The sequence below is a fragment of the Bacillus cereus group sp. N31 genome, assembly GCF_016483245.1.
GTDB classification, from domain to species: Bacteria; Bacillota; Bacilli; order Bacillales; family Bacillaceae_G; genus Bacillus_A; species Bacillus_A toyonensis.
This window is the reverse complement of the sequence record NZ_JAEHCH010000005.1, coordinates 118,013-133,222: the sequence shown is the minus strand read 5'-3', so window position 1 is coordinate 133,222 and position 15,210 is coordinate 118,013. Positions and strand designations below refer to the sequence as shown.

The window sequence follows — 15,210 nt, the reverse complement described above, 5'->3', positions numbered from 1 at the left end:
ACAGGGGGATGGGCATATGTTGAAGGTTGCAATTGCAGAAGATGATTTCCGCGTCGCGCAAATTCAGGAAGAGTTTTTATTAAAAATAAAGGACGTAAAAGTGATTGGGAAAGCATTGAACGCGAAAGAAACGATGGAACTACTACAAATGGAAGAAATCGATTTGCTTCTATTAGATAATTATTTACCAGACGGAATCGGAACAGACTTATTACCGAAAATTCATGCTGACTTTCCAAACGTTGACGTCATTATGGTTACTGCGGCAAATGAAAACCATATGTTAGAAAAAGCAATTCGAAACGGCGTAAGCAACTATCTTATAAAACCGGTCACGTTAGAAAAATTCGTTCGCACAATTGAAGACTATAAAAGAAAGAAGCAACTATTACATAGTAACAATGAAGTGAATCAAGCACTTATCGATAACTTCTTCGGCATTTCGCAAACACAAGACATAAAAAACTTACCGACAGGTGTGGATCCGTTAACACTGCAAAAAGTGAAAGGGATTATAAAAGGATTCGAAGAGGGCATTACAATAGAAGAAATGGGCGAACAAATGGGAGCCTCCCGAACAACCGCAAGAAGATACTTAGAATACTTAGTAGCGACAAACGAATGCACAGTAGAGTACACATACGGCATTATCGGACGACCAGAGCGAAAATATCGCATAGGACGAGGGCTATGAAAAAGCGATTATTACTATGTATATGGATCATGACAGGAGTAATAGCTGGTTGCTCTTCGGAAAAATCCCATACGAATAAAGTGAACATCGACAAAGTTGAAATCGTTGCGCCAAACGTTCAAGGAGCAGGATGGGACTTAACAGCACGAGCGATGCAAAAAACACTAACAGAAGAAAAAATCTTCACAAAACCAATTACTGTCACAAACAAAGTAGGCGGCAGCGGTGACGTCGGATGGAAATATACGAAACAAAAAGGCGGTCACGTACTGGCGATTAACTCAAGCTTACTCATAACAAACAACCTACTAGGCCACAGTAAACTAACATATAAAGACTTCACACCGCTCGCGACACTAGCATCGGACTGGGAAGTCGTTGTCGTATCAAAAGAATCAAACATAGAAACTGCAAAACAACTAATGGAACAACTAAAACAAGACAAGAAAAACTTCAAAATCGGCGTTGCACCAGGCCTAGGAAACGACGATCACCTATCCTTCGTACAAGTAAGCAAAGCATTCGGCATAAACCCTGCCGAACTACAATTCTTCGTCTACGAAAACAAAGGAAAAATCATAAACGCCCTAACGAACAAACAAATCAGCGCCGCAACCATGACCCTATCCGAAGCCGAAAAACAATACAAATCCGGCAAAATAAAAATATTAGCCGTATCCGCACCAAAACGCCTAGACCGACTACCAGAAATCCCAACATGGAAAGAACAAGGAATCAACGTCATCTTCCAGCACTGGAAAGGAATTATGGGCCCGAAAGATATGACGGAGGAAGAGGTTGCTTATTGGGATGGTGTTATTAAGAGGATGGTGGAGAGTGAGAGTTGGAAGGGGATTTTGAGGGAGAGGGGTTGGGAGAGTTTTTATAAGGGGAGTGGGGAGAGTAGGTTGTTGTTGGAGCAATGTGATTTTAGGTATGAGGAAATGCTGAAAAAAGAGACTTAAGAGGGAAGTATTCAATCGGGCTTTATTTTTGTAGTTACTTCTATATAATATAAAAGAGATGAGAGTGTTAGGCTAATGACATTAAAAGGGCTGGATAGGGTTAGATAAAATCTAGCTTACTGATTAAAAATATATTAGTCGTTAAAAGATATACAAGGCATTTTTCAGTCTATAAAGTGTGGAAACATAAAGTATAGAGTTTCTGTGAGATTTAAGGAGGACATAATGAAAAAAAATATTTATGTTGTTGGAGCAGTAATTGTCCAAGATGAGAAAATTTTATGTGCACAAAGAGGACCATCTAAATCGCTACCTCTTATGTGGGAATTTCCAGGTGGGAAAATAGAAGAGGGAGAAACACCTCAAGAGGCGTTAAAGCGTGAAATTGATGAAGAAATGCATTGTAGCGTGCAGATTGGTGAGCAAATTGATTATACAGCCTATGAGTATGATTTTGGTATTGTTCATTTGAAGACTTTTTATTGTAAGCTTGTTGAAGGAAGTCCGGTTCTAACTGAGCACGTAGCAATTAAATGGTTATATCCGAATGAACTATCAGCTTTAGAGTGGGCACCTGCGGATATTCCAACTATTGAGAAATTATCAAAAGAATCGATTGTAAAGTAATTTGATAAAAAACTATTCGTTTTATACGGATAGTTTTTTATATTGTAATAAATTTGCACTTTAAATCAGTGAGTAATACAATTAGTATAAAAATTTGTCATAAATGGTGATCATATGGAGAATTTCATTCAAAAGTTAGAAGGGTCTTTATATAAAGGATTTATTAATCAAAAACATAATCATCCTGGAATATATAAACCTAAATTATTAGTAAACAATACGAAGAAAAATGAAAATGTTTTAAGCTCGTTGTTGGAAGAACTTGAAAATAGCACAGCTTTTATTTTCTCGGTGGCTTTTATTACGGAAAGTGGGCTAGCGACTTTAAAATCACATTTCCTTGATCTTAAGCAAAAAGGGGTTAAAGGACGTATATTAACATCTACATTCTTAAATTTTAATACACCAAAAGTGTTTAGAGAGTTAATGAAACTTGAAAATGTAGAAGTGAGATTAACAAACTTATCTGGTTTTCATTCAAAGGGATACATATTTGATAACAAAACACATTGTTCATTAATTGTCGGTAGTTCAAATCTGACTGCACATGCTTTGAAGGTAAACTATGAATGGAACGTCAAGTTAACATCGCATGAAGATGGAGAGATTGTTCAACATTTTAAAAATCAATTTGAAGAAGTCTGGGAGCATTCTCAAGTATTAACTGAAGAGTTGATTGCAAATTACGAAACAATATATGAACAAGTTGCAGAAAATAAATTGCTAGATCGAGTTATAGAATTACCGGGTCAATATCATAATGCAATTGAAGAAGCGTTGAAAATTACTCCAAATAAAATGCAACAAGCTGCGTTAAAAGAAATACAAGCTATTCGAGACGCTGGAAAAGAAAAAGGATTAGTTATCTCTGCAACAGGAACGGGTAAGACATATCTTTCAGCATTTGATGTTAGAAATTTTGCACCTAAACGGATGCTGTTTATTGTTCACCGAGAGCAAATATTAAATAAAGCAAAATCAGATTTTCAAAAGGTTCTTGGCGGAGCCCATGAGGATTTTGGGATTTTATCAGGATCAAATAAGCAAGTGCATGCTAAATATTTATTTGCGACGATCCAAACTATTTCAAAAGAGGCCACTTTACACCAATTTGATCCTGAGCTATTCGATTATATTTTAATAGATGAAGTTCATAAAGCTGGTGCTAGTTCTTATCATAGGGTTATTGATTATTTTAAACCGAAATTTTTAATGGGAATGACTGCTACACCTGAACGTACAGACAACTTTAATATTTATGAGCTATTTGACTACAATATTGCTTATGAAATTCGTTTGCAAGAAGCACTTGAAGAAGATATGCTTTGTCCTTTTCATTATTTTGGAGTTACTGATTTTGAATATAATGGTGAAAAGATAGATGACACAACTGCTTTATCTAAACTTGTTACGGAAGAGCGAGTGGATCATGTAGTTGAAAAAGTAAAATACTATGGTTATTCTGGTGAGAAAGTAACAGGATTAATGTTTTGCAGCCGAAAAGATGAGGCAGAACAATTATCATATGCCTTAAATAATAGAGGTTTTCGCACATTTGCATTAACCGGCGATCATTCCCAAGAGGAAAGAGAACTGCGGGTGAATCAATTAGAAAATGGCATACTGGATTATATTTTAACAGTAGATATTTTTAATGAAGGAATTGATATTCCAAGTGTTAATCAAGTTGTCATGTTAAGACAAACTCAATCAAGTATTATCTTTATACAGCAGCTGGGGCGTGGACTTCGAAAACACGATTCGAAAGATTTTGTTACGATTATTGATTTTATTGGAAACTATAAAAATAACTATTTAATTCCAATCGCTCTTTCAGGAGATAGATCACAAAATAAAGATAATATACGTAGATATACAAATGATACGAGTTATATTAAAGGTATTTCAACAGTTAACTTTGAAGAGATAGCGAAAAAGCAAATTTTTAAAGCGATTAATAATAGTAATTTAACAGCAATGAAAGTATTGAAGGAAGCCTTTGCTGAGTTGAAAAATAGAATAGGAAGAACTCCATATCTATATGACTTTATAGTAAACCATTCTATTGATCCAGTTGTACTTGCAGAAGGATATTCGAACTATTATCAGTTCTTATTGAAAATGAAAGAAGATGTCCCTGCATTAACAGAGTACGAAAATAAAGTTTTAACAATGTTTTCATTGGAAGTATTGAATGGAAAACGTAAAAACGAAATTGTTTTATTAGAATTGTTACTAAAGCAAGAAAAAGTTGATAAAGATGAGTATATAAAACAACTTGAAAAATCTAATTGCTTAACAGATGATGACACTATTACTTCTGTGCAACGAATTTTTGAATTAGAATTTTTCTTGCAAAACAGCCAAAAGAAATATGGAGAAAAGCCAATTCTCTCTTTACAGGCCGATAAGACGTATATGTTTAATGATTCTATCCGAAAAAGCTTAGAACAAAATGAATACTTTAAGCGTATGGTTATGGACATTATTAAAAGTGCAAGGGAAAAGAGCAAAAACTATGAGTGTGATAGTAACCTTACTGTATATAAAAAATACTCAAGAAAAGATGTTTGTAAACTTTTAAATTGGCATAATGATGAGAGCTCAACTATGTATGGTTATAAGACAAAGTACTATACTTGTCCAATATTTATCACATACCATAAAAATGATGAGGTAGAATCCAGTGTGGACTACGGTGATGAATTCCTTAATCAAGATGTTCTTAAATGGTATACAAGAAGTAATAGAACATTAAAATCAAAGGAAGTTCAAACAATTATTGATGCTAAAGAAAATAATATTGATGTCCATATTTTTGTGAAAAAAGATGATGACGAGGGAAGTGACTTTTACTATTTAGGAAAAGCGAGACCTGATAAAGCAAGTGTAGAACAAACTGAAATGCAAGATAAAAATGGAAAAGAACTACCTGTTGTTACGATGAATATGATTATGGAGAAATCGATGGATAATAAGCTTTATGATTATTTAAAGGATGGTAATGTTTTGTAGGTGGATTAAGTATTTAATGCCAGCATGTCCTTACAATGATTAAGAAGTAGTATTGGTAGAAAAGATGAGGCTGTATCAAAATGACATTGGAGTATGCTTTTGATATGGCCTTCTTTATTGGGGGGTAATGTGTTTTTTGCTGGTTTTCATGCGTCCATTTCAGTGGTGTGAGCAGAATGTAGTGAATCTTCTCCTGTTAAGAGGTAGTGTGTGCAGGATGTTTAGATTTGGATTGATTATGAGAGTCGGCTTGTTAGTATTCGGAGAGATAGACGGGGAAAGAAGTTTCTTTAAAGTTGGTCGTTATGGATTTTTTAATGTTTTTATAACCTTGGAAATTGATAAAATAGAAGATAACGATATTTGTATTATGAAAGAGGAGAGAGAATAATGAAAAACGTTTATGAAAAAATTATGGAATTCCGCGATCAAAGGAATTGGAAACAATATCATGATGAAAAAGACTTGGCAATTTCGATTTCATTAGAAGCAAATGAGCTTTTGGAAAACTTTCAATGGAAAAGTAGTGAAGAAGCATTAGCTACCTCTCGTCAAAATATAAAAGAGGAGATGGCTGATGTATTTATATATTTAATTCAAATGGCAGATAAAATGGATGTGAATTTAGAAGAAGAGGTTATTCGAAAGCTAGAGAAAAACGCAAAGAAATACCCTGTATCACAAGAAAGAGAAGGGGATATTAAATGATTATATATAACGAGACATCCAAAGATTTTTTGGAGCATATTCGTGATAAACAGATTGGATATGTCTTGAAAAATAATTTGTTAAATAAAATGAATAAAGTTGTTTCGGATAGTGAAATAAGATCCTGGGAGAGGTCTTTGCCGCAAATGGCAAAATTACTCCGTGATGTGGAATTAAAGGATGATACACATGTACTGTTAGAGTATAAACTGCCTTCTACAGAGAAAAGAATCGATTTTCTTATTACTGGTCAGGATGAAACAGGAACAGATAATGCATTGATTGTTGAACTGAAACAGTGGGAAAAAGCAATAACTGCTGAGGGCGATGGAATTGTAAAAACGTTCTTAGGAGGGCGTGAGCGCGAAACAGTTCACCCTTCATATCAAGCGTCATCGTATAAAAGATTTCTCCAAAATTTTAATGAATCTTTATACGATGAGTCAGCTATTAGTTTGCATTCCTGTGCATACTTACACAATTATATTATGGATCGAGATGAGGAACCTTTATTAGATAATAGATACGAAAGGTATCTTCAGGAGTCCCCAATATATTTTCAATTTGACGATAGGGTTTTAGCTGAAAACATAAGCAAACTAGTCTCTAATGGGAATGGTGGGGAAATTGCTGCAGCCATTGAAACAGGGAGAATTCATCCTTCAAAAAAGCTTGTAGAAAGAGCTAAGTCTTTAATTGAAGGGAATGAGGAATTTATCTTATTAGATGAGCAAAAGGTTGCTTATGAAAAAATTGTTAATATGTATGATCAAATGAAAACAAAAAAAGATCAAAAGCAAGTGATTTTGATAAAAGGTGGTCCAGGTACCGGAAAATCAGTGATTGGATTACATGTGATGAGTCACATGCTAAAGGAAGAGGCTTATGTAGAATATATTACGCCGAATCAGGCCTTTAGGGAAGTTTTACGAAAAAAAATGATTGGTACATCAGGATTTGTAGAATTAAGGGATTTATTTAAAGGATCTGCTTCTTATGTTGATACGCCAGAAAATTATTTTGATGTATTGATTTGTGATGAAGCACATCGTTTAAAAGAACATGGACATATGAAAAAGAAAATCGTGGGGGAAAATCAAGCTACACAAATCATGCGATCTTCTAAAATAAGTGTTTTCTTTATCGATGACTCCCAAAAGATATCGAAAAAAGATATTGGAAGTGTAGCTCTATTGACAGAAGAAGCAGCAAAATTTGAAGCTGAAGTTCATGTTGTAGAATTGGATTCACAATACCGTTGTTCGGGATCAGGTAATTATATTGAATGGCTAGACAGTATTTTTGGTGATGAAAATAATAATGTAGTACTTGAAGGAGATTTTGATTTTAAAGTTATATCTGATCCCCATATATTAAGAGAAGAGATTGTTAAAAAAAGAGGTGGGAGGTTATTAGCAGGTTACGCTTGGGAATGGACTAAAAATACTAAGGGAAAAGAATTGGCACATGATGTTGTAATTAAAGAACATAACTTCACTCTACCATGGAATGATCTGAATCGAATTGATTGGGCTATACATCCAGATTGTGCAGATCAAATTGGATGCATACATACAGTACAAGGCTTAGAAATGGACTATGTTGGTGTCATAATTGGTAATGATTTGGGATATGACAAAGAAAATGGCACTCTAATTATTAGAAGAGATGAATTTAAAGATAAAGGGGCAAAACCAGCTAAACCGAAGAAAGGCCGAATAGATCCGTTAATTACTCTTGTTAAAAATACATATAAGACTCTTATGACACGTGGAATGAAAGGTTGTTATGTGTATTGTTGTGATAGAGAGCTAGAAAAGTTTTTAGTAGATTGTATTAGTAGATATAGCAATGAGAAATAACCTATATTAGTGAATGAGGGACATCTACCAATCAGTATTAAAGTGAAAAACTGTTTAACTTACCATTAATATTAAGTCGTTAGTTGCTACTGGATATGTGAGTGATGAAAAAGTAAGTTAGAATCATTTTTGCTCCTTTTTGAGATGGATGATCTATTTGAAAAGTTATAGTACGATCTTAATGAAAAATGACTGAACATACTGTGCATGGATAGCATAACAAGTATCGGTTATTAGTAAAGGAAAAGAATAAGCGAGATATTTTCCAATTAAAACTGGATATTTTTGTTGATAATGGGTCTAGCCCAATCATAATAGATACGAAATGGAAGTCATTAATGAATGGAAATCGTTCAGAGGTTAGACAGGAAGATTTGTTTCAAATATACATATGCTTAACAGGATATAATCGTATACAAACAGCGGTTTTATTATATACACAATGGGCTATAATAAACAAATTGAATTTGGGTATATTACATGCAGAGGAAGAGAAGAAACTGAAAGTATATGCGGTTCCATTAAGGAGTAAGAGTCAAGTAGTTGAAGATCTCTCTCAAATTCTTCAGGTCAATGGATTTGAGAATAAATATTTAATACTTACGAGAGTGTATGAGTTGGTAAGACAAAAGGAGGTTTCCATTATTGGAAACCTCCTTGATGACTGTTAGGGGATTTGTAATGTTTTGATTACCTCCTTTAAGCATATTACGTATACCTTATCTTGTCCTTCTGTCAATAGGTGTGTCACGCCATAATAATCCCTCTGATTTATTTGAGCTGGAACTGTTATATCAATTAATCCTATACCTTCACTTTTATGCTTTTCTCCGATTTTCCAACAAATCAACCACTTTATATCTTGTAGCCTTTTGTATCCACTTCTTATGTCTCTCACAAGACCATCTGTTGTATATTTAAACTCAAAAAAACAACGGGTTGGAGATTTAACAATGCCATTCTTGAATTTATCAGCTGAAACACCTAAGATATTCCTAGTAGAATAATAATTCTCTTCTTGTTCTTTGATAAAGAATCTCCCCACTCCGTCGTATGTTCTAGAAATATGTGTCGAATATATTTGGTATCCTTTAATAATATTAAGGCCCATTAAGTTGAAAAATAAAGCAATAACATCTTGTTCTTCTTGTGGCTCTTTAATAAAGGATAAGTTTTTAATGTCCAAGCTCTTTGAGCCTAAAGCTCGATCCTTGATCTCTTCAAGCTCAGATTCTTGGTTTTCGTCGAAAGGTCCGGGGCTAGGTCGCAATGAATCAATATTATTGGTAAAAGTACCATGCACACCATTAGCGAAGAAATTTGCAAAAGCCTCAATATCTTCATTAAGGCTTTTTCTTCCAATATCACCCTTAAGGTTCTTCATATTTAATAGTATGAAGAAGCGGTTAAAGTCTCCAGTTCTAAAGGTAAAGTCAATTCTTTTGTTTTCACCAATTTTTTGGCTTTTTGTTGAAAAAGTTATGCCATGTTTTAAATAGCCATCTAATTCTTCGCCCCAAATCTCGTGATTCCTCTCTTCCCAAAAGTCAGATCCATAAGTGAATGCTACGTATATCTCAGGTTTATGTTTATTAAGAATGTTTGATAACTTAGTTTTCTTATTCTGTCTCATATACCTAGAGTTTTCCATGCGTGAAGAGACTATGTAACTAACTTCATCATAGCTAAAATGTTTCCATGAAATATTCATATCTCTTTGTGAATCTTTCAATTTTCCTGCTGTCCTAACTAGGGTATCGAGATTGATTGCCGATTCTGTGGTTAAATGAGGATAGAGATACCCAGTTTCGATTAATTTTTTATCGATTCCCTCTTCGGTAATTACAGTTAGTTCGGCTCTTAAAGATTTAAAAAAGGAATCTTCAGTATTATCGATGTAACCTAAAGCAGTATGTAGCCGTAAGATTGCTTCCCATTGATTGCAATTATTTCCATGATCCTTTAATTTGCTAATATTAGTGTTGTCAGAGAACTTGATTCTTATAACGGTACCATGTTCAACATTGTATATTTCTTGGTGTGGTTCATGAGGTTTAACAACTGGCATTGGTAATAATTCAATCTCTTTATTACACCAATCTAAAGCATTTTCTAGTATACCAGATGTGATTTCCCCAGTTTCTCGTGATTTACTGGTTACATGAATCATATTACATCCATATGATAAGAAAGTAGCACCCACTCCTTTTTCCCCTCTTTGACGAATACTTTCATCGTTATCAATAATAGACTTGATTGTCGCATAAGGGGTAAAGAAGTATTTTTGGATGACTTCTTTAGACATTCCTAAGCCATTATCAATAACTGTTAAAGAATTGTCCTTAAGGTTTATAATTATCCGTACGGTTGGTACATAATCAATGCTGCTTTCGTGTTGTATTAAAGAATAAAAAAGTTTTTCACAGATATCAACTGCATTTTGTATACATTCATATGGGTGATCGAACTGATGATGATAGCTACCTATTATTTCCTTCACAGTATTGCGCATAACTTCAGCGTTATATTGTTTTGTTAGAGAAAACTCGTCAGTTAAATTCAAAGGATTAAATGGTTTAGTAATCGAGTTCATTTTAAGCCTCCTGGCTATTTTTTATAGGTATTTTGGCTTTTATTACAAATGTTGTCTATGTTAAATAACAAGCACTTAAATTCACTACTTATAAATTTAATCAATAAAAAGAGCATGTTTATTCAAATGAAAAAAGTGCTATTAACTAAACCGACTGAATATTGGAATCTCTTTAAACAAGTTTGTTCAAAAAATTATTATTTCAAACTATCTTGTTAGTAAATAAAAATTATTAGCTATAAGAGAGGTATTATTTAAATCGTGGTTGTTGTAAAGTAAGCTGTTTAATACATATGCCGTATAAATGATACCAAAGGGGATAAACATCAATACATTAATGTTTGATTGGCAGAGGTTGGGGCGATGGTGCTCTCCATGTCCCTCAAAACTGTAAATTAAAGCGTACATAACTAAAGGAAACGTTTATTAGCATATTTTAGAGCATTAAATTCCGGTTACATAAACGATCATAAACGCCAATTAAACACAATTTTTATAACAATGTCCCTGAAAAGATCGAACTTATGCCTCTCTATTAAGGTGGAAATCTGATTTTATCTATATTAGTGATACTAATTTATTTCTATATATATTTCTTGCACCTCCCCCAACGTCACCCCCTAACCTAAAGAAGACAAATCAAAAGGAGGGACAAAACCATTCATGAAAACCACTACAAAAGAAAAAAGAAACACCATCATCATGCTACTACTCTCAGCCGCAATAGGAATCTTTTCACCACTACTCATGTACATCACACTGGCACGTAAAAATGAAATATACAAATACCATTGCCGAAAAGCATTCAATTTTCATTTGTTAATCTTTCTTCTATTTAATATTAGTTCGCGTATTAGTGATGTTTTGTTTTGGATTGTGTTTGCCTTTGAGGTCATTCAAGTAATCGTTATTGCGTGGAAAGTAATACGCGATGAACCATATCGTTATTTCATTCGAATTCCTTTATTTAAAGAAGATAAGTATGTAGTGGAAGGAGAATAGATGATGAAACAAGAAGTGGAGATAAGGGGAAAGCGAATTTTTATTATGATTGCCGTGTTGTTTATTGCGATTTATATTGTTTTACGAAAAAGAAAGTATGAGTACTTTTATGATGGTATTAGTGAGTATGAAAATCGTTATAGAGGGAATGTTCCTTTTGTATTGCTTGCTGTAGGTTTGTTTCAATATTGTAGGCAGAATGAGATGAGTTTTTCTCATATGTTTCAATATGTGCAAGAGAAGTTATCGGAGTAGGTGATGGTATGGCGTGGATGATTAGTGAGTTTGCAGGTGTTGGGGATGTTACGGTGCGGACGCTTCGTTATTATGACAAGATTAATTTATTAAAGCCGAGCGATTATACTGAGGGCGGGCATCGGTTATATACGAAAGATGATTTGTATGTGCTGCAGCAAATTCAATCGTTTAAACATCTCGGTTTTTCGCTTGGGGAAATTCAAAATATTATATTGCAGCGTGATATTGAGACTGAAGAATTTTTAAGACAAATAGATTTTCAAAGAGAATTGCTTTTGGCGGAGCAAGAAAGAATTGCGAAGGTGCTTTCGCATATGGATGAGATGACGAAGAAGTTTCAAAAGGAAGAACGAGTGGATGTCGCGTTATTTTCTTCATTTCTTCAAACTTTTATATGGGAGAAAGAAAATAAAGAATGGTTAGAGGAACATTTTTTAAAAGAGAGTGTTCAGGCTTTTTATAACAATAAGGAATTAAAAGAAGAGCTTGATCAGCGTTTTATGGATGTGATAGGGAAGTTGAAAAAGTATAAGGAAGAAGAGAAGGATCCGAGTCATCAAGATGTTCAAGTTACCTTGAATGAATTTTTCAATGTAATAGAAGAAGTAACGAACTATCTTGATATACCTCAAAGTGATATAGAGGATATAATCCAAAAAATAAATCTTCCACTGTCCGAATTCCCAGCCCTCTTCACAACCGAAGAAGAAAACTATATAAAAGAAGCAATGAAGCAGTTTAACGCCTAGTTAAACTGCTTTTCCATTATAATAGAAGAAAAACCAAACGGAGGGAAAATCCCATGCCAACCTACAACAAACTAATCCGAAATAAAATCCCGCAAATAATAAAATCCAACGGAAACACACCCACAACAAGAATCCTACCTGAAGACGAATACATAAAAGAACTCTGCAAGAAAACACAAGAAGAACTAACCGAATATCTAGAAGCAGACACAAAAGAACATAAACTCGAAGAACTATCCGACCTACTAGAACTCATAAACGCCCTAGCCGAACACGAAGGCACAACACTAGAAGAAATCAACAATATCCGTAAAAAGAAAGCAGAAGAACGAGGTGGCTTTTCAGATCGAGTGTTTCTAATCGAAGTAACCGATAACTAGCCCCTCCTAAGCCCCTTACAAGCCCCTACCAAGTAATAAATCACTAAGAAAAAACATAACAAAACAAAAACACCAACAAACACCGTAGTAGGAGTCGAAAAAAATTTTGAAATAACACGCCAAAAACCCGGCCCTCCTTCCTATATATAGTACAAAGAGGAAATCTTCATTTTTGAATTAGGACGGGAGGAATTGGGATGGCGGTGTATCGTACTGTGCAGGTGAATTTTTGGCAGGATGATTTTGTTTTGGATTTGACGCCGGAGGAGCGGTATTTTTATGTGTATTTGTTAACTTGTTCGAAGACGACGCAGTGTGGGATTTTTCCTTTTCCGAAGCGGTTAGCGGAGATGGAGACGGGTTATAATCGGGAGACTGTTGATAAACTTGTGCAGCGCTTCATTGATTATGGGAAGATTCTTTATGATGCGGATACCCGAGAGTTATTCGTTTTAAATTGGCTTCGTTATAATCCGGTGACGAATACGAATGTGGAGAAGTGCGTGCTTCGTGAGCTGAAGGGTGTGAAGAATAAGGAGTTTGTACATATGTTTCTTCAGAAGTGTGTAGAGGAGGAGCTGAATGTTCCGATGCTTTTAGCGCATTTCGGTATGCCGAGTGATTTGGCTGTGGATGATGTTGAGCCAGTTTGTGAGGAGACAGAGGCGGAAGAAGAGGTTATAGAGGAAGAAACGGGAAGTCGTGTGTTTTCCTTTTATGAGCAGCATTTCGGTAGTTTGTCTCCTCATACTGTAGAGGAACTGAGTGCGTGGATGGAAGATTTGTCAGAGGAGCTTGTGCTAAAGGCCCTTCAAATTGCGTTTGAGAATAATAAGCGGACGGTTGCTTATGTGAAGGGAATTTTGAGAGGGTGGCACGGGAAGGGATTTACGAAAGTATGTGAGGTTGAAGCGGATACGGCGAGCTTTCGGAAGAAGGATTCGTCTGTTAGTACGGGGGAGACGGAGGAGTTTTTGGCGAGGTGTGAGGAGTGGGAGAAGAATGCGCCGTCTGAGGAAGAGTTGCAGCGCTTTTTAGCGGAGCGCGGGTGGCGTCCATGAGTATTCAAAATGTGGAGGCGGAAAAGACGGTGTTAGGTTCTCTATTACTTGATGGAGAGCTTATTAAGGAGTGCCGTTTGACGGAGCAGTATTTTTCTCTGTCAGTGCACAAGTCTATATTTCAGTTAATGCGGAAAATGGAAGAAGAGGGGCAACCGATTGATCTTGTGACGTTCATTTCTAGGGTGGATCCGAAGTTTTTAGAGGGGATCGGGGGAATGGAGTATTTTGTAGGGTTAATGGATGGTGTGCCTACAACTGCCAACTTCTCTTATTATGAGGGGCTTGTTCGAGGTGCCTGGAAAATGTATCAGGCGGGTGTTCTCGGGCACAAGATGGGAGAGCGTCTTATTGCGGAGAAGAACGAAAAAATTATTGGTGAGACGATTACAGCACTTTGTGAGTTAGAGGAAAAGGACTGTGTATGTGAGTTTGATTTGAAGGATGCGTTAGTTGATTTATATGAAGAGCTTCATCAAGATGCGAAAGAGATTACTGGTATTGAGACTGGTTATACATCGCTAAATAAAATGACGTGCGGATTGCAGGAAGGTGATTTTGTCGTCCTTGGTGCGCGTCCTTCTATGGGGAAAACTGCGTTTGCGCTAAATGTTGGACTGCATGCGGCGAAGTCTGGAGTGGCGGTCGGATTGTTTTCATTAGAGATGGGTAGTAAGCAATTGTTAAAAAGGATGGCGTCTTGCGTAGCTGAAGTGTCAGGAGGTAGGCTGAAAAATCCGAAGCATCGTTTTGCGATAGAGGACTGGGAAAAGGTGAGTAAGGCATTTGCGGAGATTGGTGAATTACCATTTGAGATTTACGATAACGCGGGCATTTCGGTGCAAGATATTTGGATGCAAACGCGTAAGCTAAAGAGGAAGCACGGTGATAAGAAGGCTTTAGTTATTGTAGATTACTTGCAGCTTATTACGGGTGATCCGAAGCATAAGGGCAATCGATTTCAAGAGATTAGTGAAATTTCTCGTAAGCTTAAGGTATTAGCACGTGAATTAAATGTTTGTGTAGTAGCATTATCGCAATTGTCTCGTTCGGTAGAAGCACGTCAAGATAAGCGACCTCTTTTATCTGATTTAAGAGAGACAGGACAAATTGAGCAAGATGCAGATGTCATTATGCTTATGTATCGTGAAGATTATTATGATAAGGAAACGACACAGAAAGAGATGACGGAGATTCATGTGGCGAAGCACCGGAATGGGCCTGTGGGGAGTTTTAAGCTGCGGTTTTTGAAGGAGTTTGGAAGGTTTGTGGAGGGAGAATAGTTGAAAGACTTGG

The 15,210-nt window shown here is 35.6% G+C and carries 14 protein-coding genes and 1 pseudogene; 14 read left to right on the top strand and 1 reads right to left on the bottom strand.

Going from position 1 to position 15,210, the window contains the following annotated elements; genetic code table 11:
* Positions 1 to 16 precede the first annotated feature (16 nt).
* The 8 genes and pseudogenes from JDS81_RS09925 to JDS81_RS09890 all read left to right on the top strand — a co-directional run.
* Complete coding sequence (locus tag JDS81_RS09925; protein ID WP_097953102.1) at positions 17 to 694, top strand: response regulator; 678 nt, start codon at positions 17 to 19, stop codon at positions 692 to 694.
* A complete protein-coding gene (locus JDS81_RS09920; RefSeq protein WP_097953103.1) occupies positions 691 to 1,659 on the top strand; it encodes a tripartite tricarboxylate transporter substrate binding protein in 969 nt (322 codons plus the stop codon). The genes JDS81_RS09925 and JDS81_RS09920 overlap by 4 nt, the downstream gene beginning before the upstream one ends.
* 225 nt (positions 1,660 to 1,884) lie before the next feature.
* Positions 1,885 to 2,286: a (deoxy)nucleoside triphosphate pyrophosphohydrolase gene (locus JDS81_RS09915; RefSeq protein WP_097953104.1), complete on the top strand. Its 402-nt coding sequence runs from the start codon at positions 1,885 to 1,887 to the stop codon at positions 2,284 to 2,286.
* A gap of 114 nt (positions 2,287 to 2,400) precedes the next feature.
* Positions 2,401 to 5,301, top strand: coding sequence for a DEAD/DEAH box helicase (locus JDS81_RS09910; protein ID WP_097953105.1), 2,901 nt, complete (start codon positions 2,401 to 2,403; stop codon positions 5,299 to 5,301).
* 136 nt (positions 5,302 to 5,437) lie between these two features.
* On the top strand, positions 5,438 to 5,692 hold the full coding sequence (locus tag JDS81_RS09905) for a hypothetical protein (protein ID WP_097953106.1): 255 nt from the start codon (positions 5,438 to 5,440) through the stop codon (positions 5,690 to 5,692).
* Complete coding sequence (locus tag JDS81_RS09900; RefSeq protein WP_044306416.1) at positions 5,692 to 6,009, top strand: nucleotide pyrophosphohydrolase; 318 nt, start codon at positions 5,692 to 5,694, stop codon at positions 6,007 to 6,009. The genes JDS81_RS09905 and JDS81_RS09900 overlap by 1 nt, the downstream gene beginning before the upstream one ends.
* On the top strand, positions 6,006 to 7,871 hold the full coding sequence (locus tag JDS81_RS09895; RefSeq protein WP_097953107.1) for a DUF2075 domain-containing protein: 1,866 nt from the start codon (positions 6,006 to 6,008) through the stop codon (positions 7,869 to 7,871). The genes JDS81_RS09900 and JDS81_RS09895 overlap by 4 nt, the downstream gene beginning before the upstream one ends.
* Before the next feature lie 239 nt (positions 7,872 to 8,110).
* Positions 8,111 to 8,542, top strand: a pseudogene (locus tag JDS81_RS09890) (5-methylcytosine restriction system specificity protein McrC); the annotation flags it as partial.
* Here JDS81_RS09890 and JDS81_RS09885 read toward each other — a convergent pair.
* Positions 8,539 to 10,464: an ATP-binding protein gene (locus JDS81_RS09885; protein WP_097953109.1), complete on the bottom strand. Its 1,926-nt coding sequence runs from the start codon at positions 10,462 to 10,464 to the stop codon at positions 8,539 to 8,541. The pseudogene JDS81_RS09890 and the gene JDS81_RS09885 sit on opposite strands and share 4 nt — an antisense overlap.
* Positions 10,465 to 11,127: 663 nt before the next feature.
* On the opposite strand from JDS81_RS09885, the gene JDS81_RS09880 reads away from it, so the two are divergent.
* The 6 genes from JDS81_RS09880 (at position 11,128) to dnaB (ending at position 15,197) form a co-directional block, all read left to right on the top strand.
* Positions 11,128 to 11,466, top strand: coding sequence for a magnetosome magnetite crystal formation protein family (locus tag JDS81_RS09880; RefSeq protein ID WP_097953110.1), 339 nt, complete (start codon positions 11,128 to 11,130; stop codon positions 11,464 to 11,466).
* A gap of 3 nt (positions 11,467 to 11,469) precedes the next feature.
* Positions 11,470 to 11,721: a hypothetical protein gene (locus tag JDS81_RS09875; protein WP_142312913.1), complete on the top strand. Its 252-nt coding sequence runs from the start codon at positions 11,470 to 11,472 to the stop codon at positions 11,719 to 11,721.
* Between the two features lie 8 nt (positions 11,722 to 11,729).
* Positions 11,730 to 12,473 (top strand): MerR family transcriptional regulator, encoded by a 744-nt coding sequence (locus tag JDS81_RS09870; protein ID WP_097953112.1) that lies wholly within the window; start codon positions 11,730 to 11,732, stop codon positions 12,471 to 12,473.
* 53 nt (positions 12,474 to 12,526) lie between these two features.
* Complete coding sequence (locus JDS81_RS09865) at positions 12,527 to 12,853, top strand: nucleoside triphosphate pyrophosphohydrolase (protein ID WP_097953113.1); 327 nt, start codon at positions 12,527 to 12,529, stop codon at positions 12,851 to 12,853.
* A 197-nt stretch (positions 12,854 to 13,050) separates the two neighbouring features.
* Complete coding sequence (locus JDS81_RS09860) at positions 13,051 to 13,914, top strand: DnaD domain-containing protein (protein WP_097912685.1); 864 nt, start codon at positions 13,051 to 13,053, stop codon at positions 13,912 to 13,914.
* Positions 13,911 to 15,197, top strand: a complete 1,287-nt coding sequence (dnaB, locus tag JDS81_RS09855; RefSeq protein WP_142316306.1) for a replicative DNA helicase — start codon at positions 13,911 to 13,913, stop codon at positions 15,195 to 15,197. Before JDS81_RS09860 ends, dnaB begins: the two co-directional genes overlap by 4 nt.
* Positions 15,198 to 15,210 lie beyond the last annotated feature (13 nt).